Raw genomic sequence first — 22,287 nt, 5'->3', positions numbered from 1 at the left:
GGTAATTAAATGCGGGTGTTGTATGACTGTTAGTCAATCTCACTCCTATCTTTCTCCAGAAGATTATCTAGAGGCTGAAAAATCTAGCCCAATTAAACACGAATACATTCAAGGAAAAATTTATGCGATGTCAGGGGTAAGCGATGCCCACGTCACAATTGCGACTAATCTCATCGCCTTCCTCAGAAATCATGTGCGTGGAACAGGCTGTCGTCTCTATGCCACAGATATGAAAGCCCGCATCGAATCACTGAATATTTTCTATTATCCTGATATCATGATTACTTGCGATCAACGAGATACAAATTTTGAATATTTCAAACGCTATCCTTGTTTAATTATTGAAGTTCTATCTCCATCTACAGAAGCTTTTGACCGAGGTGATAAATTTAGTGACTATCAAGAATTAGAAACGTTGCAAGAATATATCCTCATCAGTCAAACCCGCAAGCGAGTTGATTGTTTTCGTCGCAATTGTGAGGGTAGATGGGTGCTTTATAGCTATCGAGGAAATCAAGAATTACAGTTCACCAGCGTGAATTTTTCTTGTTCCCTCGCAGATATTTATAAAGATGTATCTTTTCCTGAAAATGTTAATCCTACTTCCGTTTAATTAAAGCGATCGCTTCATAGCAGACTTTTGCCCTCAAACTAAGCAATTTGAGTGATGCGCTGATTTACACGGGGCTTACCAAACCGCTCCCAAGCATTACCACCACGTAGAAATAGCTCCATCCAGCGTATTGGTTCTCCTCCTGAGGCTGATTGCCAACCAGAGCTACCAGGAGCAAAAGCTAAAGTTCCTTCGGGTACCTTAAAGCTACCATCGGAATACACTGCATCGCTGACTACATCTCCAATCCTAATCACTACTTTGGTTTCAGGTTCTAAGTTGATCGTATCTGCCGGAATTGTGGTTTTAATGTTACCGTAACCATCAATCCAAGCAATCCGATCAAGGGGAACATCTGGAATTTGCTCAGGATCGATGCTATCTCCCAAAAGACTAAAATCTTCATTTACGATCGCAGCCGCAGCAGGAGGAAATACATCCCGTGAGCGAAACTGGGAACCACCACGAGAAACGTTGACAACTTTCAACAACTTAGTATGATTTTTGACGAAGGAAAGGGTATAACCCGCATTCACACCAACCACTTTTACGTCATTGGATAACAAAGCATAGGTTAATCCTTCACCCTCATTGTCTCGACGAGATTGCGGATCGTCTTGGCGAGGTGCGCAGTTGTGATAAATTAGGCGATCGCTATAACCAGGATTTAAGCCTAGTTGAGCAATCCAGAAACCCGTTGCCAGGGTACTGAATGGAGGAACCGAAAGTGAATGAACCTGAGCATGGGGAAAAGCCATCAACAGACGTTGCACGACTTCAGTAAATGCTGGATCTCCTGTACCGTAGTCTGCAATAACACAGATATACATTCTGCCCCTCCAAATCAGGGTATTAATGGGAATCTTATACCATTTCGGATTTTAGATTTTGGATTGGAAATCGTCTTTTTTGTCCGGGTTCCGTGAATCCATCTAAAAATCTGCCTCATCAGCAGTCTAAGTGCGATCGCGATGATAGGCAATAGGCTCAGAGAAAAGTTGCAAATTCCAATGATAAGAATAGGCAAACACAATCTTGCTTTTAGTTTTAAATAACTAATGTATTGCTTTAAAAATTGACATTTTACAAATCGAGTGTATCTGGATAACCATAAGAGTAAGATTACTCACGCCAAAAGTTATTGGAGGCAGCAGCGTATGGTTGTACTTACTGCTCGATCTGAAAATACCAAACCGCAAGGTCGCTTGACCATGCAAACAGTCGAGATCGGATCTGAAACATTGTGTCTTCGTTCTCTTGATTGGGATCGCGATCGCTTTGATATTGAGTTTGGATTGCAGAATGGTACAACTTATAACTCGTTTCTTGTTCAAGGTGAAAAGACTGCCTTAATCGACACCTCTCACCGCAAGTTTCAGGAGTTGTATTTGGACGCGTTGACAGGGTTAATTGACCTTTCAACTCTGGATTATTTAATTATTAGTCACACCGAACCGGATCACAGTGGCTTAGTTAAGGAAGTATTGCAGTTAGCCCCCCAAGTGACAGTAGTTGGGGCAAAGGTTGCAATCCAATTCCTCCAAAATATGGTGCATCAGCCATTTCAATCTCTGATTGTCAAGAATGGTGATCGCTTGAATCTAGGCAATGGACATGAGTTAGAATTCGTTTCTGCCCCGAATCTGCACTGGCCTGATACTATCTTTACCTATGATGCTAAAACCCGCATCCTGTTCACTTGCGATGCATTTGGGATGCATTATTGCAACGATTACACTTTTGATGAAGATCCAGAGCTAATTGAAGCAGATTTTAAATATTACTACGACTGCTTGATGGCTCCAAATGCTCGTTCTGTTTTGTCTGCAATCAAGCGGATAGATAAATTAGATGTGGGTATAATCGCTACCGGACACGGGCCACTTCTGCAACATCATCTGTCAAACTGGGTAAATTGCTATCAGCAGTGGAGTCAAGAACAAGCGAAGGCAGATACTTTAGTTGCCCTTTTCTACTCTGAAGATTACGGCTATAGCGACCAATTGGCAAGGGCGATCGCTCATGGTATTCAGAGAAATGGAGTGGCGGTAGAACTGGTAGATTTAAGTGATGCTGAACCCCATGAAGTACGAGAGTTGGTAAATCAAGCGACAGGTTTAGTTATTGGGATGCCATCCCAATCGAATCAAAATGCCCACGCAGCTTTAAGTACAATTCTTGCAGCCGCACACAACAAGCAAGCGATCGGACTGTTTGAAACTGGGGGTGGAGAAGATGAGCCAATTTATCCCCTGCGGAACAAGTTTCAAGAAATTGGGCTAACCGAAGCTTTTCCACCAATTTTGATTAAAGAACCACCGACGCAGATTACCGAACAGATGTGTGATGAGGCGGGGACAGATATCGGACAATGGCTAACTCGCGATCGCACGATCAAACAAATTAAAGCTTTAGATAATGATTTAGAACGATCACTGGGGCGTCTTAGCAGTGGGCTTTATATTATTACTGCTCGCAAAGGAGACGTAAAGAGTGCCATGTTAGCCTCTTGGGTAATGCAGGCGAGCATGAATCCTTTGGGAATAGCGATCGCAGTTGCCAAAGATCGGGCAATTGAATCATTACTACACGTAGGCGATCGCTTTATTCTTAACGTTTTAGAGGAAGATAACTACCAAAGCTTAATGAAACATTTCCTCAAGCGTTTCTCTCCTGGTGCAGATCGGTTTGCAGGCATTAAAACCTATTCTGCTAGCAATGGCTGTCCAATTTTGGCGGAAGCACTAGCATACATGGAATGTGAAGTTACGATGCGAATGGAGTGTAGCGATCACTGGATTATTTACAGCAACGTCCAAACTGGAAGAGTCGCCAAAATAGATGCTTTGACTGCCGTTCATCATCGCAAGGTTGGAAATCATTATTAGGAAAGGCAGCTACGCTGAGGGCAGAAGGCAGAAGGAATATTCTTAATTTTCCCCCTGCTTCCCATACTCTTCGCCTACCCATTCACCTTCATCGGAGTCTTTACACAATGCTATTACTTAAAGACGTGCCAGTTAAGCCCGTGAAGCGGGAAAGCTGGTTAAATCTGGGACGAATTGTGCAAGCACTGGAATTGATTCAGGATTTGATTGTAATTTCGCTGTGCATCGGTTTATTTAGCTTCATGGTGCTACAAATTCAAACCATGTTCCTCTCTCTTATCCCCCCAATTCAATTCCATACTGTGATGGCAGATATCCTGTCATTGCTGATTTTGGTAGAGTTATTTCGCTTGCTAATCATTTACCTGCAAGAGCAACGAGTTTCGATTGGAGTTGCTGTTGAAGTTTCTATAGTTTCTGTGTTGCGAGAAATGATTGTGCGTGGCGTGCTCGAAACGACTTTTGTGCAAGTTTTAGCTGCCTGTGCTTTTTTACTTGTTTTAGGCGTGTTAATGGTTCTTAGAGTTTGGCTACCTCCAACCTTTGAAGGTATCGATCCTGAGCAACAAGTTTCAAAGCGTTACAAAAAGCGTTTTGCCCAAGAAATCGCTGAAATGAATCCTCATTCTGATTATTGATTGTTAATTGCCCATTGTTAATTGTTCATTGCCATTAACCATTAGCTATTAGCCGTTAGCCCTTAGCCCCTTATCCACCAACAAACTTTTATGTCTCTCCAAACTGTGATTCCTACAACCACCCACCCTCGTGACGTTCAAGTTGCTGAAATTAGTACTAATACGTTAGTGTTGCGATCGCGTACTTGGGAACGCCTTAAGTTTGAAGTTGAATATGCTCGCCAAAAAGGAACAACAGCCAACTCCTACCTGATCCAAGGCGATCGCACTGCTTTAATCGATCCTCCCGGCGAGTCTTTCACCCAAATTTTCTTACAAGAATTACAAAAACATTTGGATTTGACGCGGTTAGATTATATTCTTCTCAATCACGTCAATCCCAATCGCATGGCAACTCTCAAAGTTCTCCTTGAACAAGCACCCCAAGCCACAATTATTTGCTCTAAACCTGGTGCTAATGCCTTAAAAGTGACTTTCCCGAATTGGGAATCGAAAATTCAAATTGTCCGTTCTGAAGACACTCTTGACTTGGGAGGAGGACACCAACTGCAATTTGTGAGTGTACCAACCCCTCGTTGGGCAGATGGATTATGTACTTATGACCCTGCTACCTGTATTCTGTATACTGATAAGTTCTTCGGGGTTCATGTCTGTAATGATGTTCTGTTTGATGAAAACTGGAAAGAACTGGATGAGGATCGGCGCTACTATTTTGACTGTCTCCATGCTACCCAGGCAAAACAAGTTGAAGTAGCTCTAGAGAAATTAGCACCCTTAAAAACTAAATTTTACGCCCCTGGACACGGCCCGATCATCCGCTACAGTCTCAGTCGCTTTACCTACGATTACCGTAAGTGGTGCCAAGAACAAAAAACCCAACAATTGCGAGTAGCCTTGCTTTTTGCCTCTGCTTACGGCAATACAGCGACATTGGCAGTTGCGATCGCTCAAGGTTTAATTCAAAGTGGAATTGCTGTCGAATCTATCAACTGCGAACTAGCAGAACCCTCTGAAATTACTCGTGCGATTGAGTCTTGCGATGGTTTTATGATCGGTTCCCCTACTTTAGGTGGCCATGCACCTACTCAAATCCAAACTGCCTTGGGTATTGTACTGTCTACGGCAGCGAAAACTAAGCTAGCGGGAGTTTTTGGTTCTTATGGTTGGAGTGGCGAGGCTGTCGATTTAATTGAAAGTAAGTTGCTGGATGCTAATTACCGTTTGGGGTTTGAAAGTATCCGCGTTCGCTTCAGTCCTACTGAATTTACCTTACAGCAGTGCCAAGATGCAGGAGCAGAATTTGCCCAAATATTGAAAAAGAATAAAAAACTTCGCGCTCCTCGCCAAGCTCTAACAGAAGCGCATATTGATCGCACAGAACAAGCTGTCGGGCGGATTGTTGGTTCTTTGTGCGTTTTGACTACCCAACAGGATAACAACCACAGTGGAATCTTAACATCTTGGGTATCCCAAGCTACTTTTACTCCCCCTGGTTTAATGATTGCCATTGCCCAGGAACAAAATGCTGATGCCCTCATTCATCCAGATGATCAGTTTGTTCTTAATATCCTTAAAGAAGGACGCAATCTCAGACGGCATTTTTCTTCTCGCAATACACCTCAAGAAAATCCTTTTAGTCAATTGGCAACTCAAACAGCTAACAACGGTTGCCTAATTCTCAGTGATGCTCTTGCCTATTTAGAATGCACTGTCCAAAATTTAATGGAATGTGGCGATCGCTGGTTAATTTATGCAACTGTAGATAAAGGAGAAGTGTTAGAACCTACGGGCATGACAGCCATCCAGCACCGCAAATCAGGTAGCCATGATTATTAAATCCAAAAAGCTAGTCCTGACTAACCGCCAAAGAACCAGCTTCACACAATATGTACCATTAATTGCTGTAATGAAAGTTACTTATTTTAACCGAATTTACCGCTAACGTACTCTTTAGTAGCTTCCTGTTGAGGATTTTGGAAAATAGCCTCTGTGCGGTCAAATTCAACTAAGTAACCAGTCCGGCTACCTTTTTCTGAAGTCTGAACGTTGAAAAATGCTGTCATATCTGATACACGCGATGCTTGTTGCATATTATGAGTCACAATCACCACAGTAAATCGCTGCTTGAGTTCGTGAATCAATTCTTCAACTTGCAGTGTCGAAATCGGATCGAGAGCCGAACAAGGCTCATCCATTAAAATTACATCTGGTTGAACAGCGATCGCGCGGGCAATACACAAGCGCTGTTGTTGTCCACCAGATAAAGACAAACCACTTTGCTTGAGTTTATCTTTAACCTCATCCCATAAAGCAGCTTGCTTGAGCGATCGCTCCACCAATTCATCCATATCACCTTTGTAACCGTTAATTTTCGGTCCAAAAGCAATATTTTCATAAATCGATTTCGGAAACGGGTTCGGTCTTTGAAATACCATCCCGATTTTACGCCGCACCTCTACCGGATCGATGTGAGGAGCATACAAATTTTCACCATAGTAAAAAACTTTACCCTCTGCCCGAAACGATTCAATCAAGTCGTTCAAGCGATTATAACAACGTAATAGCGTACTCTTACCACATCCACTAGGGCCAATGAAAGCAGTCACTCGATTTCTGGGAACATTCATCCAAACGTCACGTACTGCCAAAAATTTACCGTAGTAAATGTTCAGCGCTTCTGTACGTAAAACTGTTTCAGTTTGATTTGCAGTACTAACGTCAGTAGCCATAAATAAATCCTGGGTTTGAAATTTAACTGTGCTAAACTTGTCAATCAAAAAATTAGTATGCTTTGCGACTAGTTGCCCAACGAGCAATAATACTGGTAATTAAAACCATCAGTACCAAAATCAAAGATGCTGCCCAAGCCAATGACTGCCAGTTTCTGAATGGAGCAATGGCAAAGTTGAAAACTAAAACTGCAAGGGAAGCAGTTGGTTCCAATAAACCACTAGGCCAGTATTGAGAGAATAAAGCTGTGAATAGGAGGGGTGCGGTTTCTCCTGCGGCTCTAGCAATTGATAATGTTGCCCCAGTCACAATTGCTGGTAATGCTGCCGGCAGTACCACTAACATCACAGTCTGAAAGTTTGTTGCTCCAATTCCAAATGCTGCTTGACGCAAGTCTTGTGATACTAATTGCAAAGCTTCATCTGTTGTTCGCACAATAATCGGTAACATTAGTACTGCTAGCGCTGCTCCTCCGGCGATCGCAGAAAATGTACCTAGTGTTGTCACCACAATTGCATAGGCAAATACACCCGCAATAATCGAGGGTACCCCACTGAGAATATTTGTGGCAAAACGTACCCAACGAGATATCTTCCCGGAGCTAAACTCAGTCAGATAAATCGCTGCTAACACACCAAAAGGAATGCTAATCAGAGCGCCGATGCCTACCATGATTAATGTGCCGACGATCGCATTACCAAACCCACCCCCTTGCACCAATGGTGGTGGTGGCAATTCGGTAAATAGACTCAACCGAAAACTGCCTAAGCCTTGAATAATGACGTAAGAAAGTACTGCTAGTAAAGGCAAAAGTGCCAATGCCCCGCATAAAAATGCTAAAACTGTCATCACTGTGCTAAACAGCGTTCGTCCTGACATCGAAGTGCGAGTCAGACTGCTGCGGATCAATTTGGGATCGGGCTGATTGGGGACAAAAGAAGACATACTTTAAAACACGCAAACAACAAATGTCTACAGCCGCTTCATCCGCAGAACGATAAACTCTGCGAGAATATTGACTAGTAATGTCAAAACAAACAAAATTAATGCCGCATACATCAGAGCAGCCACTTGCAAACCGCTTGCTTCTGCAAATTGATTTGCTAGAAGAGAAGAAATTGTATTGGCTGGTGCAAATAATGAGGGGCTGATTGTGTTAGCATTTCCAATCAACATTGTTACAGCCATTGTTTCTCCCATTGCTCTACCTAAGGCAAGCATGACTGCACTGACTATGCCAGAGAAAGCTGCGGGAATAATCACTTTTAAAATTGCTTCCCAACGCGTTGCTCCCAGTCCAACTGCTGCTTCGCGTAAGTTCCGAGGCACCGCAATTAAAGCATCGCGCGAAATTGCCGTGATGATCGGCAATGTCATAATTGCCAAGATAACTCCTGCTGGTAACATTCCAGGGCCTGTAGGAGGGGTGCTAAATATTGGTAGCCAACCTAGATAAGTATTCAGCCATCTGCCTATGGCTGTGATGATCGGTACCAAAACAAATATTCCCCAAATCCCGTAAACTACACTCGGAATCGCTGCTAGCAGTTCGACTAAGAATACTAATACTGTCCGTACTGATACTGGTAATAGATTTTCACTCAATAGCACTGCTGTTCCAACACCAATTGGCACTGCTATTAATAGACCGAGAAAGGAACTTACTAATGTTCCATATATTGCTGGTAATACACCGTAATCGTTATTTACTGGATTCCAAACACTTTTACTTAAAAAGTTGGCACCAAATTTTTGGATTGCTGGCATTGCATCTGCGCCAACTTGAATTGCTATCCATAATAAAATGCCTGCGATCGCCAGTGCAAATATTCGCGTCAGCCAAATAAAGCCACGATCCAACGACTTTTCAAATTCTGAACGTGGTTTTACTGTTGGCTGATGATGATTGGCTGATGTATTCATGAATGACTTTATCCATCAACGGTTAAAAAAGTGGGAGCGAACCACATAACCACATTAGTAATTGGATTAGTAAGTTGGTTAATTACAGCAAATCACAAAAGCACAAAATGCTATTTGTTGGCGCTAGGACTATTGCTTGAACCCACAGCAATTTTGTAATCCGGGCTAATAGCATCGGCTGCTGCTGCCACTTTCTCAATTACATTTTGAGGTAAAGCAACGTAACCTAGTTCTGGAGCTACTTTCTGTCCTTCGGTCAAGCCATACTCAATCATTGCTTCAACTGCTTTGGCTTTTGCTGCATCGGGGTATTTCTTATAAGCTAAAATCCAGCTGTAACTAATGATGGGATAAGATGCATCACCTTGTGGATCTGGTTCAAAGGCACGCATATTTGTTGGTAAAGTAATAGCTTCTAAGGTTTTAGATGCTGATTCATCGTTAGGTGTCACAAATTTACCAGCCTTATTTTCCAAAGCTGCAAATTTGAGATTGTTTTGCTTGGCATAACCATACTCTATATAGCCAATTGAACCTTGAGTTTGTTGAACTTGGGCTGTAACGCCTTCGTTACCCTTTGCACCAACTCCCACAGGCCAACTGACTGTTTTGCCTTCACCAACTTTGCTTTTCCATTCTGGGCTAATCGTACTCATGTGTTTGGTAAAGACACCAGTGGTTCCACTACCATCTGAGCGATACACAACTGTAATTGGTTCGTTAGGGAGGTTAACTCCAGAGTTAGCAGCAGCAATTTTCGGATCATTCCAGGTCTTAATTTTGCCTAGTAATATATCTGTATATACTGCTCTTGGTAAATTTAACTGCTCAACACCAGGCAGGTTATATGCCAGTACAATAGTACCAGCTGTCATTGGTAACAGTAATACACCTTTATCCTGTGGTACTTTTTGGATTTCGTCGTCCTTCATTGCCACATCACTAGCACCAAAGTCCACAGTACCTTTGGTAAATTGCTCAACTCCAGCACCACTACCAACTGACTGATAACTCACTTGGAGGCTAGGATATTTCTTGTTCAAATTCTGAAACCAAGTTTGATACAGTGGCGCGGGGAAAGAGGCACCAGCTCCAGTTAATCGTACAGTTCCACCAAGATCCAGTTTTCCTGGGCTAGAGGCAGTAGCATCAGTAGCAGTATTAGGGGATGCATCGTTAGTCGCAGTATTGTTTTCACCACCACAAGCTGCCAAGCTCATCGCTAAAACTAATACTGAAACTGTTTTTGATAAAAGAGACTGATTAATTGCAGGTGTACGGAAAAGCATGGATGTGATTTTAGTGTTTTTTACAACTAATGCCTCTACAAAGTATATATTCGCTTGGTTAAGCAAAGGTTAAGCCAGGTCAAACAATCACATTTTTATCCTGTAATTTTTGGAAAGTTTACTTTCGTTTGTTAGCTAAAACTTGGCACGTATAATTTATTTAAATTGCTTGTTAAATGTTTACCAGTACATTTGTATTTATGAAATTCAAATAAAGTGATTTCAAAAAAATATTAAATATTGATTAAGTTATTTAAAATTGAAAAACAAGAAGTAATAAAGTCTTCTAATAAGTTAGTAAATTTGCATATCACCATAATGATGTTTTTGTATTAATATTCAGTAAATTTTACTAGAGAGTATGAGCAGATGAATCTGGAACAAAGCACCAGAAACAAAAGCGATCGCCGTAGCTTGAGTAGTCAATTACTACATATCTCACATCTCAATTATTTAGTATCAATAGTATCTTTATACTCCAAACACCAAGAATATTTATAAGTATATTTACGCCAGCAAGGCAATTGTTTGCCACATACAAGCTACTGTTTTAGACCAGCCTATAATTGAGAACATCGATCAGTTCTTGACAACTTTGAGTGTGTAGATAGTAATTGTGGCAAAATCCCAAGCAGACTGTTAATTGCTTTACATCTATGCTGAAATTTGTATAATTCAGAGTAACTTTAAAATATGGCAATTTTTTCAGTAAAAGGTAAAAATACAATATTTTATTTTAATTTTCTACTGTGACATGAGAATTATTGGCACGAGTATTTGTAAATGTTAGCTGCATCCAATCAACTGTTATGGTCTATGATTGGCTTACTGCTAACGATGGGTGGTACCTTCTTAGAAGCGCATATCACTACCCTACCTTTAAGTTGGAGTAAGCACGGAATTCATACTTTTTCTCTGGGCGTCACCTTTCAAATTGGCGGAGTGCTCCTAGTGGGTTGTTTAGGCGGCAAAAATGCAGGTGCGCTTTCACAAATTGCCTATTTAGTTATGGGCTTAACTTTGTTACCTGTGTTTGCTGACGGTGGTGGTATAGGGTATGTTAGATTATCTCAGTTTGGCTATTTATTAGGTTTTATTCCTGGAGCTTGGATTTGTGGCTTTTTTGCCTTTAAAGCTAGACCTAGACTCGAAACTTTGGCTTTTAGTTGCATTTGTGGCTTGTTAACTGTTCATATCTGCGGTATTTGTTATTTAATTCTCAGTTATTTTTTTCAGTGGCAAGGTACAGAAACTTTGTCACTAACGCAAGCAATTCTTAAATATTCTTGGTTTGCACTACCAGGACAAATAGCAGTTATCTGCGCCATTACACTCATAGCATATGTACTGCGGCAAATAATGTTCTATTAGCTTTCAATTGCCGCGTCTTTGCTTGTGTATTAATGTTTGCTTTTAATAAGAGTATCTGTATTACAGCGATTCCCTATTAAGTGAGGTACACAACCAATGTTTTAAACGCAGAGGCACACTAAAGTGGCGCACAGAGAAGTATGAGCTTCGGCTTCCGGCAATTATAACTTCGGTGGGTACGCGGAGGTTTGCCCAATTTTATTAAGTATCTAAACAAAATTAATTACACATTTTTTGCTGTTCCCTGTTCCCCGTTAAGAGTTCCCTTGCCTCCACCCATAACTTTAATTTTGCTTCACCACTTAGCAATGTACTCAGTACCTCAGTAGATTAGAAAACGCCATAACGCAAGTTATTGACTATTGACTATAAACCATTGACTATTGACTATTGAACGGACACTTTGTAACCTGCGGGAACCCTTCTTGTGCAAGTGTCCTCCTCTTGACTAACTAGCTATGCATTTAAAAAATTCCCTCTTTTGGATCGCCGCCCTCATAGTTTTTTTATTAGACCAATTGACAAAATACTGGGTTGCTCAAACCTTTAACTTGGGGCAGACGTTGCCACTTTTACCTGGAATCTTTCATTTTACCTATGTTACCAATACTGGTGCAGCTTTTAGTTTACTCTCAGGCAAAGTAGAATGGTTGCGCTGGCTATCATTGGGAGTAAGTTTAGCATTGATAGCTTTAGCCTGGTTTGGCCCAATTTTACATCGCTGGGATCAACTGGGTTATGGACTGATATTAGGTGGTGCAATGGGTAATGGAATAGATCGCTTTGTGTTGGGTTATGTTATTGATTTTCTTGATTTTCGACTGATCAACTTTCCAGTGTTTAATCTTGCAGATGTGTTTATTAACGTTGGTATTGCTTGTTTGCTAATTGCTACTTTTAAAAAAACACCAACTTCAAATCGCAGACCACGGTAAAAGTCTGATCACCTACTACAAATAAACAGGAGACAGATACAATCTGCCTCCTATTTTCTGGCTAAAAATCTTCCTGTGATTTTTTCAACTCATCATCAAAATGCTATTAACTAGTCTCAGATTGAATCTCAACTAGCTTAAAGCCATAATTTGTTAGTTGCCAGTATTAGGAACTGTTTCCACACCGCTAGGAACGCTGGAAGGAGATGTATTGGTTGGATCGCCCATGCTGCCGGGAGTAGTTGTGCTTCCTGGTTCAGTGGTGCTGCCAGGAGCGGGGGTGATTTTAATTGTGTTGCCAGAGTCAGGACTTTGAGTTGCGTCCGGGGCGGGTACTGTTTGAGGAGCGGGAGTAATGTTGCTTGGGCTGCTGCCAGGTACTGGCTCAATTGTGCTGCCGGGTGCTGGCTCAATTGTGCTGCCAGGCGCTGGTTCAAGTGTGCTGCCAGGCGCTGGTTCAATTGTGCTGCCAGGTGCTGGTTCAGTTGTATTGTCAGGAGTAGTCGTGCTTCCTGGAGTCTCAGTGGTACCTTCTGGAGCAGGTGATGCCTCAGGTGATGCCTCAGGTGATGCCTCAGGTGTTGTTGTCGGAGTTGCTTCAGGAGTTGTTGTGGTTCCTTGAGCGCTGCCGCCACAGCGTGAATTAAGTGGGAAACGCTTACACAAAATTTCCTGTGCTTCTGGAGAAAGCTTAATTTCTGCGGCAGACTCACCCGTTTCTAACTCTTGAACTTCTTTTGGAGTTGGATTTCTTGGATCTCCTGGTTGTGGAGTTCTTGATTGGGAGCTTTGAGCAAGAACTAGACTGCTAGTTAGTGCCAAAATCATGCCTGTACCAATCAGGGTTACAAATTTCCCCTTCATATAACTTAACCTCAACACCTAAATACAAAGAAGTACTCGCCCCATTAAATCAAACAATGGGATCAAGAAAATCTTCCTAAAAGAAGATGTATTTTTTTCTTATAGGGTGTAAGAGGGTGTAGCTATTGTAAAAATTAAATCATTCGTTGATTTGTCTATAGTTATAAAAGAATAATACAGAAAAAGCAATTATTGCTGTTTAACAAGTAAATACGGTGTATAACTACAGAATATTAGAATAGCAGGAATCAAATATTAGACTGCAAACAGAAGTTACAAAATTAACAAAACGAGTCATATTACTATATATTATCTTGGTGTCATAGAGAATTAGGAACGAAACCGTACTGTCAACGTCTATGCGGCTCTATGGGTACAATTGTGAAATACAAACATAGAGATTGCGTTTTGCCTCGATTTTCTACTCTTTAAGCGTGGTTCGATTAGCCGATGAGTTCTCCCCCACCTCCCCACAAGCCACAAACACTGCTTGGTCAGATAACGCAAGCAGTACAAACAATCCAAGCTAGGGTAGATTTTTCTAAGCTGGCACTTAAGCCCAATGCCAGAGTACCAGAACTTTGGGTGCAGGACGCGGGGACGGACAAAGCAGAAGTATATCCGCTATTGGGCGATCGCTATGTACTTGGTCGCAGTTCCAAATCCTGCGATATTGTTGTGCGCAACCCAGTTGTCAGTCAAATCCACTTGTCACTATCGCGGGATTCTACTCAAAGAAAACCAGTTTTCGTTATTAAAGATGAAAACTCAACGAATGGTATTTATCGTGGCAAGCGTCGAGTTACCTCCCTAGAGTTGCGTCACGGCGATATCCTGACGTTAGGGCCACCAGAGCTTGCAGCTTCAGTGCGTCTGCAATATGTCGATCCGCCTCCAGTGTATGTCAAAGCGGCAACTTGGGGAGCTTATGGTGTTGGTGGTGTCAGTGCCTTAATGGCATTAATCATCGGCGTAGAATGGTTAAAGTTTTCTGTTAGACCATTACCAATCGCCACCCGTGCTCCAGTTATTGTATATGCCCGTGATGGAGAAACACCGCTACGTGAACCACGGACAACTGCCCATATAGATATGAAACGGTTGGAGGATTTTGGTCCTTATTTGCCTTCGGCTGTAGTTGCTTCGGAAGACAGTCGCTATTATTGGCACTTTGGAGTCGATCCCTATGGAATTTTACGAGCCATATTTATAAACACCAAAAGTGGGGATGTTCAGCAAGGAGCTAGTACAGTCACTCAGCAAGTTGCCCGGAGTTTGTTTCGCGAATATGTGGGCAGACAGGATTCTTTGGGGCGTAAATTAAGAGAAGCAATTGTTTCTTTTAAATTGGAAACTTTTTACAGCAAAGATTACATTTTGTTGACTTACTTAAATCGGGTGTTTTTAGGAGCGGATACTTCCGGCTTTGAGGATGCTGCTAGATATTACTTTGATAAGTCAGCAAAAGAGTTAACTTTGGCAGAGTCAGCAACATTAGTAGGAATTTTACCAGGGCCTAATAGTTTCAATTTTTGTGGGGATAACGAAAGTAGAAGACGGGTGGTAGAGTACCGCAATCGGGTGCTGCGGCGGATGTTGAACGCAGGCAAAATCAAACAAGATGAGTATAACCGAGCGAGGCGATCGCCTGTGGAAATTAGCCCCAAGGTTTGCGAAACTCAAGCCAAGACAATTGCTCCATATTTTTATAGTTACGTCTTTCAAGAACTCGAATCCATCTTGGGAAAAGACATAGCGGGTGAAGGCAACTTTATTATTGAGACTCAGCTAGATCCCGCAATTCAATCACAGGCAGAAACAGCGTTGCGCAATCATGTCAATGACGCTGGCAGAAGTTTCAACTTTTCTCAAGGGGCGATCGTTACCCTTGATTCTAGTACTGGCGCTGTCTTAGCAATGGCGGGGGGTACCGACTATGCCAAAAGTCAATTCAACCGTGCTTTTCAAGCTCAACGGCAACCCGGTTCTACCTTCAAAATTTTTGCTTATACCACCGCTATAGAACAGGGAATTTCACCAAGTACAAGTTATTCATGTAGTTCCTTAACTTGGCAAGGATTTACCTACAAACCCTGTCGAGCCGGTGCTGATGTTAGTTTAGATGTTGCCACAGGGCTTGCCCAATCAGAAAATCCCATTGCCTTGAGAATTGCAAGGCAGGTAGGATTAAATAAAGTCGTAAGCATGGCACAACGCTTAGGGGTTAAATCACAATTAGATCCAGTGCCTGGATTGGTATTGGGACAAAGTGTGGTTAATGTTTTGGAAATGACTGGCGCTTTTGGTGCAATTAGCAATCGCGGCGTCTGGAATCGTCCTCATGCGATTAGCAGGATTTTAGACAGTAGTGATTGTAAGGATCGCAATGACTTAAAAACTTGCCGCGTCATCTACTCCTTTGATCAAGATGCCGATGCCAATAGACGGGTACTGCGCACTGAGGTAGCTAACACCATGACTCGTTTGCTACGTGGGGTAGTTACAAGTGGTACTGGTACTCGTGCTGCCATTGGTGATTTTGCAGTATCTGGAAAAACAGGCACAACTGATAAAAACGTTGACTTGTGGTTTATTGGTTATATTCCCAGCCGCCGCATCGCCACAGGTGTTTGGCTGGGTAACGACAATAACTCTCCTACATCTGGTAGTAGTGCTCAAGCAGCTCAGTTGTGGGGAAATTATATGCGTAGAGTAGTTCGCTAGAAAATAGGTTACAGGTGACAGTTTTTACTGTCCCCTATTCCCTAGTCCCTAGTCCCCTATTTATATCCCCGCCAAGGATTAACTTGCAGTTTGCCACTGGGCTGGAAAACTACTTCAAAGTGAGCAAGGGGTTCTTTGGTATTAGGTGCTGCAACAGTTGAGCCGTAAACGCTATGGAACATTCGCGGCAAAGGTGTCTCTCGAAAATAGTCAAATGCAACTTGGTTTAGTGGTTCATAATCGGCAATAATGCCATCTTTGTTAACTGCGACGCGATATTTCAAGTCACGTGTATAACTAGGAGTGCCTTGCCAATTTTGACGAACAACACTATAAAGCTTTTGATTTAATTCTTTGATTTTATTAGAGTCAGTAATTTTTTGTCCGGTAACATCGGGCGTTTTAGTGTATCCACGCCAAGGACTAATTTGAAGTATACCTTCGTTAGTAAAGACCACTTTGAATTGAGCGATCGCTTCTTTTGGAACAGAAGTACGATTTGTAGGATTGGAGAGTAAATCAGGTAAGGGAGTTTGATTAACTACCTGATTTGATTCAGAATCAACAGCTTTATAACCAATGATCGTACCATCAGCAGCCACACCTACACGAAAAACTGCATTTTGCTGCAATGCTTTGCGATTTTTCCAAGTAGGATTAATTTGGTTATAAATTTGACGGTTTAATGCCCGTAGTTGGGATGCATCCGTAATTTCTGGAACTGTATTTAAAAGTGCTTCTAAATTTGCAACAGTAGGCGATGGAGTAGGTGTCAGATTTTTAGTTGCTGCGGAAATCGGTGTCGGAGTTGGTGTCGAATTTGCTGCTACTTGTTGATTGGCGAGCGGTAAAGGAGTGCTAGGAACTGGTTCAGAAGTATTGGCATTAGGATTAGTTGAACTAGATTGCTCCTGGGTTTCTGGCTGGGGTGAACGCACTTGAGGAGGTGGGATCATGCCGAAAGCGATCGCTGCTGCGGCTAAACTAGTCGCCCCTACACTAGCTGGCAGTGTCTGTTTAAACAAAGCTTGACTGTTGCTGCCATAGCGTTTTGGAACTGGTTGTAATTCCAGTGATAGCTCAGGTAAAGTTTGACTGTCAGCAAAAAATTGGTCAACAGCTTCCACTAAATCAAACAATTGCACTGTATTCAAATCCATTTGAATAGGCTGTTTACCGTTGTGGGAGCTAACCTCTAAATCTTGACCAGGAATTTCTGAATGTACAATTAGCCTATGGCGATTGACATCTATTTTTTGCAACTGCACCAACTCTGACTCAAAGTTATGAGCTTGCGGATGGTTAACATTACTCAAAAATTCTTGAGCATAGGCACTAACTGTCCTCGTCAAACTTTCAAAAAATTCCCGTCCTCCAGATAAAGGTTGACGATAACCAGATAAGTAGCATTCTGCATTCACTAAGATTGAAAGTGCAGGGCGCAATTCTTGATATTGTGCAGTTTGGGCAGCATCACTGAGACCTTCTAAAACCAACGTGCAATTGGGTAGGCTGTACTTACGTTGAATATTCATTCTACTTCACCGTCAAAAAGGCTAATCCAGAACCGCTGCATTCCAGCCGTACCGGTACAAAATAGTAATTTAGCTAATAAATCTATAGCCAATTCATCTAATTTTTCATCTGAATTTAATGCCAGTACACCAGAACGTCGCGGGTTCATTCGGCTTTTAAAATGCGCTCTAAACCGTTCTAAGTAATTAGATAAACGCAAATTTTGTTCGAGAGGAATTTGTTTCTCATTTAGCTGTTGATATATCATCAGCATCTGGCGAATCACAACTGTTAACCGCCGCGCTAAATAGCAAGTAATTACTACTAAGGCTTTTGCCTCCATAATGCTTAAAGAACGGCGGATATGTGCTCGTCTTAAAGGGTTGGAGCTACGCATTCGCCACAAATTCACCCTATCTTTAATGATTCCTTTTAAATCCAATTCTTCGGCAAATGCCAGGATAGCTTCTGAACCACCAAGTTCTAGAGCTTCAATTGCCAGTAAAATCAAGTCAATTTGCACCCGTGTTTTTCTGGGACATCCCTGTCCTTCAATCGCAGGATCAGGTAAAGAATCTAGAATCATTGGTAGCGATTGGGAAGTTGGACTATTAAAAGGCGTTACACTAGCAGAGACATTCATTATAAATACCTTGTGCGGCTGCGACAGACTCGGTAAAACTAATTTAAGATAGATAGCTTAAGCGGGAAATGTTCACTTGTGGCAGTAGAATAACTGCCCGACTATGATACATACATTAGTTACTCTTTCTATTCAAATATTTCCGCATACACAGCTTAATGTTTTCAAAGCGTAAATTTTATTTTCTATTGTTTATTGTTGTTACTATCATTCCATCCTTAGCTTGGTGTAGATTCAGATAATCGTCAATGGATAGCAACAGAGTGCTAATTCCATGCGTATGACATTATAGTGTACGATTTGTCAGGTATCTGCCCGCAACCACCCGATAGATTCCTATCGGCAGATGGGAGCAAGGATGTACTGCTGTATCTTGATCAAAGCTATCTTTAATCTATGGATCTGAAGTCTCTGATTCGTGATATTCCAGATTTTCCTAAACCCGGAATTGTATTTCGGGATATCACTACACTTTTGCGCGATCCAGAAGGTTTGCGCCATACTATTGACTTATTCACACAAAAGATTCTCGATGCCAGGCTGAAGGCAGATTACGTGGTGGGAATGGAGTCACGAGGCTTTATGTTTGGCACGCCTCTGGCTTATAAAATCGGAGCAGGTTTTATCCCTGTTCGCAAACCAGGTAAGCTACCAGCAGCAGTGCATTCTATTGAGTATGAACTGGAATATGGTACAGACTGCTTGGAAATGCATCAAGATGCTTTGCAACCAGAGTGCCGAGTCTTGATTGTAGACGATTTGATCGCCACAGGTGGAACCGCCAGTGCAACAGCACAGCTAGTACAGAAAATAGGCTGCGAACTGGTCGGGTTTGGGTTTATCATCGAGCTACGGGATTTACAAGGGCGTAAAAATCTGCCGGACGTGCCGATTATCACCCTGGTTGAATATTAGTCATTGGTCATTGGTCATTAGTCCTTGGCTAATGACTAAGGATAAAGGACAAAGGACAAATCACAAATGACTACTACGAGAATTTCGGTGGAGGCAAGTCGGGATTGGCTGGTAAGGCTGATTACAAGTGAGACTTTTCTTTATGTCATCAAGCGAGCATTGCAGGCTTTGTTGACTTTGTTATTGGCGTCGGCGTTGTCGTTTTTTATCATTCAACTTGCTCCTGGTGATTATGTAGATACACTACGGCAAAACCCAAAAATTTCTCCGGAACGCATTGAGGAACTTCAGCAACAATTTGGATTGGATAAATCTTGGCCAGAGCAGTATTTTCTTTGGCTTTGGCGAATCCTGACTAAAGGAGATTTTGGCACAAGTTTTGTTTACCAGCGCTCCGTAGCCTCACTGATTTGGGAACGAGTACCTGCAACTTTGTTATTGGCGATCGCATCTTTGATTATTACTTGGGCGATCGCTATTCCATTGGGCATTGTTGCTGCCGTCAAACAAAATCGTTTTACCGATAGGATTTTGCAAGTGGTTAGTTATGCTGGACAAGGATTTCCTAGTTTCATCACTGCCCTGTTACTGTTAATTTTTGCCCAAATGACAGCCCCACTCTTCCCAGTCGGTGGCATAACTAGCATCAATCACGGTGATCTGACATGGTTTGGTAAAATACTCGATGTCGGCTGGCATATGATCTTACCTACCATCGCTTTGAGTATCACCAGCTTTGCTGGTTTACAGCGCATTACTCGCGGTGAACTACTTGATGTGTTGCGCCAAGATTACATTCAAACAGCCCGTGCGAAGGGATTGCCAGAAAATCGAGTTATTTATGTTCACGCTCTGCGCAACGCCATTAACCCGTTAATTACTTTATTGGGTTTTGAATTGGCAGGTTTACTAAGCGGTGCATTCATTGCCGAATTTTTCTTTAACTGGCCTGGTTTAGGAAGGTTAACACTACAGGCAGTACAAGCTCAAGATTTATATTTATTGATGGCAAGTTTGATCATGGGTGCAGTTTTGCTGATCGTGGGCAATTTAATAGCAGATTTACTACTGAAAGTTGCCGATCCTCGCATCCGTTTAGAAAATCTCAATTAGTTATTAGTCATTAGTCATTAGTAAAAAACGTCTAGACTTTTGACTATGGACTATTGACTGTTGATTATGTTTTCTGAAGTTTATTATCTAATACGGTCAAAAACTGACGGTAGTTATCTTGCAGCTCGCCCTAATTCGGAAAAACTGGGTTACTTGTTGTTGTTTCGCGAGCATTTTGACGCCTTGAGCTATCTCAACACCCATGCTACAGAAGTAGCAAACCGCTTTGCAGTAGAGTCTATTGCTGGATCGCAAATAGGAAATTTGCTGAAACGTTGGGGTTTTCTCGGTGTGGGTGTTGTTTCCGATCCTTTATTACCAAAAATTGAATTTTTACAGAAAAGTTAAATTGGGGATCGGGGATTGGGTATTGCTCCTGGTGCTCCTGAAGCCCCTCTGTCCCTGGAGCTTCTTTCCAAGTCCCTAGTCACCTGTCCCCGATCCCTAACTTACACCACCACTTTTTCCAACATCAGCTTAGTACGCTTCATTGGTTCTGGCACAGGAATCGGATAATCTCCTGTGAAGCAAGCAGAGCAAAAGCTTTGTGGATCTTCTCGTGTTGCTGCGAGCATTCCCTGCCAGCTGAGATAGGCAAGACTGTCTACCTCTAGCTGCTTGGTTATTTCCTCTACTGATTTAGTTGCAGCGATCAGTTGATCCTGGGTATCAGTATCAATGCCGTAGAAGCAGGGATGAGTTACCGGCGGCGAGGAAATTCGCATATGTACCTCTAGCGCACCGGCTTCACGCAAGGTTTTGACCAATTTTCGGCTAGTCGTGCCGCGCACAATTGAGTCATCTACAATTACAACTCGTTTGCCATATAACACGTCTTTGAGTGGGTTTAGTTTCATGCGAATGCCCGACTCACGCATAGATTGGGTAGGCTGAATAAAAGTGCGCCCCACATAGCGATTTTTGATCAGTCCTTCCGCATAAGGGATGCCGGAAGCTTGAGAAAATCCAATAGCTGCTGGTACACCAGAATCAGGAACACCAATGACGATATCGGCTTCTGTGGGTGATTCTTCTGCTAGGTGCCGCCCTAATCGCATCCGGTAGCTGTATAAACTTTCTCCCCGCATCACGCTATCAGGGCGGGCAAAGTAAATCATCTCAAAGATACACAACTTACGTTGTGGCTGTTGGTACCAATGATAGGAAGTCAAACCCTCTTCTGTAATCCAAACTAGCTCACCTGGTTGCACATCCCGCAGAAATTCGGCACCGATGATATCTAAAGCACAAGTTTCAGAAGCAAGGACGTAACGCACTGGATCGCTTTCCAAAATACCAATGACGAGGGGACGAATACCATTGGGATCGCGAACACCCATGACACCACTGGGCGTGCCTATGACTAAACTAAAAGCTCCCTGACAACGACCAAAAGCTTTAATGCAACCTTCTAACCAATCTCTACCTACGTTGACTTCTTCGGCGATCGCAAAAGCAATCATCTCTGAATCAGTTGTAGTGACTAAGTTGCAGTTTTTTTGCAGTAACTCTTCCCGCAATTGTGCAACGTTGACTAAATTGCCATTATGTGCTAGCACTATTTTCCCTAAACGAGTATCAACTAGGGCTGGTTGGGCATTAACTTTGCGGCTAGAACCTGTGGTGGAATAACGAGTGTGACCAACAGCTATACTGCCAGGTAAATCACTCAAATTAGTTTCATTAAAGACTTGGGATACCAATCCCATATCTTTGTGCAAGTGTACTTGCTCACCCTCAAATGTGGCAATGCCAGCCGATTCTTGCCCCCGGTGCTGGAGAGCATACAATCCAAAGTAGGTGAGTTTGGCAACGTCTTCTCCTGGTGCATAAATGCCAAATACACCACAAGCTTCTTCTGGCTTGTCTGTTCGAGTTTGTTGATCGTTCATTAAGTTGTTCTGTCGGGGGTAGTCATCCGAAGTGACGCTATGTTTGGGGATCATGCTCGCTTTGCTCCTGGTCGGGGGTGTCAAGTCACTAGGATTATGTAAAGGGATAGTTGTGTGATGATTAATAAAAAATTAACCATCCATTAAAACAGTACCTTAATTACGCTTGTGGTAGCCAGTACAAGTGATGAGTTATTAGTTAAAACCTTTACTTTCAACTTCTTATTTCTAACT

The 22,287-nt window shown here is 42.3% G+C and carries 19 protein-coding genes; 10 read left to right on the top strand and 9 right to left on the bottom strand.

Going from position 1 to position 22,287, the window contains the following annotated elements:
• Nucleotides 1-22: 22 nt before the first annotated feature.
• The gene (locus tag QUB80_RS26945; RefSeq protein WP_289792550.1) at nucleotides 23-613 is read left to right on the top strand and encodes a Uma2 family endonuclease; all 591 of its coding nucleotides are present in this window, start codon (nucleotides 23-25) and stop codon (nucleotides 611-613) included.
• Nucleotides 614-651: 38 nt separating this feature from the next.
• Here the strand turns inward: QUB80_RS26945 and QUB80_RS26940 are convergent, their stop codons facing one another.
• Entirely contained in the window at nucleotides 652-1,443 is a 792-nt protein-coding gene (locus QUB80_RS26940) for an SAM hydrolase/SAM-dependent halogenase family protein (RefSeq protein WP_289792549.1), read from the bottom strand.
• A gap of 327 nt (nucleotides 1,444-1,770) precedes the next feature.
• Between QUB80_RS26940 and QUB80_RS26935 the strand changes: the two genes are divergently transcribed.
• The 3 genes from QUB80_RS26935 (at nucleotide 1,771) to QUB80_RS26925 (ending at nucleotide 5,975) form a co-directional block, all read left to right on the top strand.
• Nucleotides 1,771-3,501, top strand: a complete 1,731-nt coding sequence (locus QUB80_RS26935; RefSeq protein WP_289792548.1) for a diflavin flavoprotein — start codon at nucleotides 1,771-1,773, stop codon at nucleotides 3,499-3,501.
• Nucleotides 3,502-3,608: 107 nt separating this feature from the next.
• The gene (locus QUB80_RS26930; protein ID WP_289792547.1) at nucleotides 3,609-4,139 is read left to right on the top strand and encodes a phosphate-starvation-inducible PsiE family protein; all 531 of its coding nucleotides are present in this window, start codon (nucleotides 3,609-3,611) and stop codon (nucleotides 4,137-4,139) included.
• A 90-nt stretch (nucleotides 4,140-4,229) separates the two neighbouring features.
• On the top strand, nucleotides 4,230-5,975 hold the full coding sequence (locus QUB80_RS26925; protein WP_289792546.1) for a diflavin flavoprotein: 1,746 nt from the start codon (nucleotides 4,230-4,232) through the stop codon (nucleotides 5,973-5,975).
• Nucleotides 5,976-6,061: 86 nt separating this feature from the next.
• On the opposite strand, the gene pstB is transcribed toward QUB80_RS26925, so the two are convergent.
• The 4 genes from pstB to pstS all read right to left on the bottom strand — a co-directional run bounded on the left by pstB (nucleotide 6,062) and on the right by pstS (nucleotide 10,081).
• Nucleotides 6,062-6,868, bottom strand: coding sequence for a phosphate ABC transporter ATP-binding protein PstB (gene pstB, locus QUB80_RS26920; protein WP_289792545.1), 807 nt, complete (start codon nucleotides 6,866-6,868; stop codon nucleotides 6,062-6,064).
• A 52-nt stretch (nucleotides 6,869-6,920) separates the two neighbouring features.
• On the bottom strand, nucleotides 6,921-7,814 hold the full coding sequence (gene pstA / locus QUB80_RS26915) for a phosphate ABC transporter permease PstA (RefSeq protein WP_289792544.1): 894 nt from the start codon (nucleotides 7,812-7,814) through the stop codon (nucleotides 6,921-6,923).
• A 27-nt stretch (nucleotides 7,815-7,841) separates the two neighbouring features.
• On the bottom strand, nucleotides 7,842-8,792 hold the full coding sequence (pstC, locus tag QUB80_RS26910) for a phosphate ABC transporter permease subunit PstC (RefSeq protein ID WP_289792543.1): 951 nt from the start codon (nucleotides 8,790-8,792) through the stop codon (nucleotides 7,842-7,844).
• Nucleotides 8,793-8,902: 110 nt separating this feature from the next.
• Nucleotides 8,903-10,081 (bottom strand): phosphate ABC transporter substrate-binding protein PstS, encoded by a 1,179-nt coding sequence (gene pstS / locus QUB80_RS26905; RefSeq protein WP_289792542.1) that lies wholly within the window; start codon nucleotides 10,079-10,081, stop codon nucleotides 8,903-8,905.
• Nucleotides 10,082-10,864: 783 nt separating this feature from the next.
• On the opposite strand from pstS, the gene QUB80_RS26900 reads away from it, so the two are divergent.
• Both QUB80_RS26900 and lspA read left to right on the top strand, forming a co-directional pair.
• Nucleotides 10,865-11,452: a biotin transporter BioY gene (locus QUB80_RS26900; RefSeq protein ID WP_289792541.1), complete on the top strand. Its 588-nt coding sequence runs from the start codon at nucleotides 10,865-10,867 to the stop codon at nucleotides 11,450-11,452.
• A 458-nt stretch (nucleotides 11,453-11,910) separates the two neighbouring features.
• Nucleotides 11,911-12,387: a signal peptidase II gene (gene lspA, locus QUB80_RS26895; RefSeq protein WP_289792540.1), complete on the top strand. Its 477-nt coding sequence runs from the start codon at nucleotides 11,911-11,913 to the stop codon at nucleotides 12,385-12,387.
• A gap of 153 nt (nucleotides 12,388-12,540) precedes the next feature.
• Here the strand turns inward: lspA and QUB80_RS26890 are convergent, their stop codons facing one another.
• Nucleotides 12,541-13,251 (bottom strand): hypothetical protein, encoded by a 711-nt coding sequence (locus tag QUB80_RS26890; protein ID WP_289792539.1) that lies wholly within the window; start codon nucleotides 13,249-13,251, stop codon nucleotides 12,541-12,543.
• A 450-nt stretch (nucleotides 13,252-13,701) separates the two neighbouring features.
• Here QUB80_RS26890 and QUB80_RS26885 point away from each other — a divergent pair, with 450 nt between their 5' ends.
• Nucleotides 13,702-15,975, top strand: coding sequence for a transglycosylase domain-containing protein (locus tag QUB80_RS26885; RefSeq protein WP_289792538.1), 2,274 nt, complete (start codon nucleotides 13,702-13,704; stop codon nucleotides 15,973-15,975).
• 56 nt (nucleotides 15,976-16,031) lie between these two features.
• On the opposite strand, the gene QUB80_RS26880 is transcribed toward QUB80_RS26885, so the two are convergent.
• Together QUB80_RS26880 and QUB80_RS26875 are read right to left on the bottom strand one after the other, a co-directional pair.
• Nucleotides 16,032-17,510 carry a DUF4335 domain-containing protein gene (locus QUB80_RS26880; protein ID WP_289792537.1) on the bottom strand — a complete coding sequence of 493 codons (1,479 nt, stop codon included), beginning with the start codon at nucleotides 17,508-17,510 and terminating at the stop codon, nucleotides 16,032-16,034.
• Nucleotides 17,507-18,133 (bottom strand): DUF3038 domain-containing protein, encoded by a 627-nt coding sequence (locus QUB80_RS26875; protein ID WP_289792536.1) that lies wholly within the window; start codon nucleotides 18,131-18,133, stop codon nucleotides 17,507-17,509. The genes QUB80_RS26880 and QUB80_RS26875 overlap by 4 nt, the downstream gene beginning before the upstream one ends.
• Before the next feature lie 396 nt (nucleotides 18,134-18,529).
• On the opposite strand from QUB80_RS26875, the gene QUB80_RS26870 reads away from it, so the two are divergent.
• From QUB80_RS26870 to QUB80_RS26860, 3 genes are all read left to right on the top strand, one after another.
• A complete protein-coding gene (locus QUB80_RS26870; RefSeq protein ID WP_289792535.1) occupies nucleotides 18,530-19,048 on the top strand; it encodes an adenine phosphoribosyltransferase in 519 nt (172 codons plus the stop codon).
• A gap of 66 nt (nucleotides 19,049-19,114) precedes the next feature.
• Nucleotides 19,115-20,161 carry an ABC transporter permease gene (locus tag QUB80_RS26865; protein ID WP_289792534.1) on the top strand — a complete coding sequence of 349 codons (1,047 nt, stop codon included), beginning with the start codon at nucleotides 19,115-19,117 and terminating at the stop codon, nucleotides 20,159-20,161.
• A gap of 66 nt (nucleotides 20,162-20,227) precedes the next feature.
• Nucleotides 20,228-20,509: a hypothetical protein gene (locus tag QUB80_RS26860; RefSeq protein ID WP_289792533.1), complete on the top strand. Its 282-nt coding sequence runs from the start codon at nucleotides 20,228-20,230 to the stop codon at nucleotides 20,507-20,509.
• Between the two features lie 101 nt (nucleotides 20,510-20,610).
• On the opposite strand, the gene purF is transcribed toward QUB80_RS26860, so the two are convergent.
• Nucleotides 20,611-22,107, bottom strand: a complete 1,497-nt coding sequence (gene purF, locus QUB80_RS26855; RefSeq protein ID WP_289792532.1) for an amidophosphoribosyltransferase — start codon at nucleotides 22,105-22,107, stop codon at nucleotides 20,611-20,613.
• Nucleotides 22,108-22,287: the final 180 nt, after the last annotated feature.

Origin of the sequence: Chlorogloeopsis sp. ULAP01, from assembly GCF_030381805.1 — a bacterium.
Lineage (GTDB): Bacteria > Cyanobacteriota > Cyanobacteriia > Cyanobacteriales > Nostocaceae > Chlorogloeopsis.
This window is presented reverse-complemented; position numbering and strand designations above follow the sequence as displayed.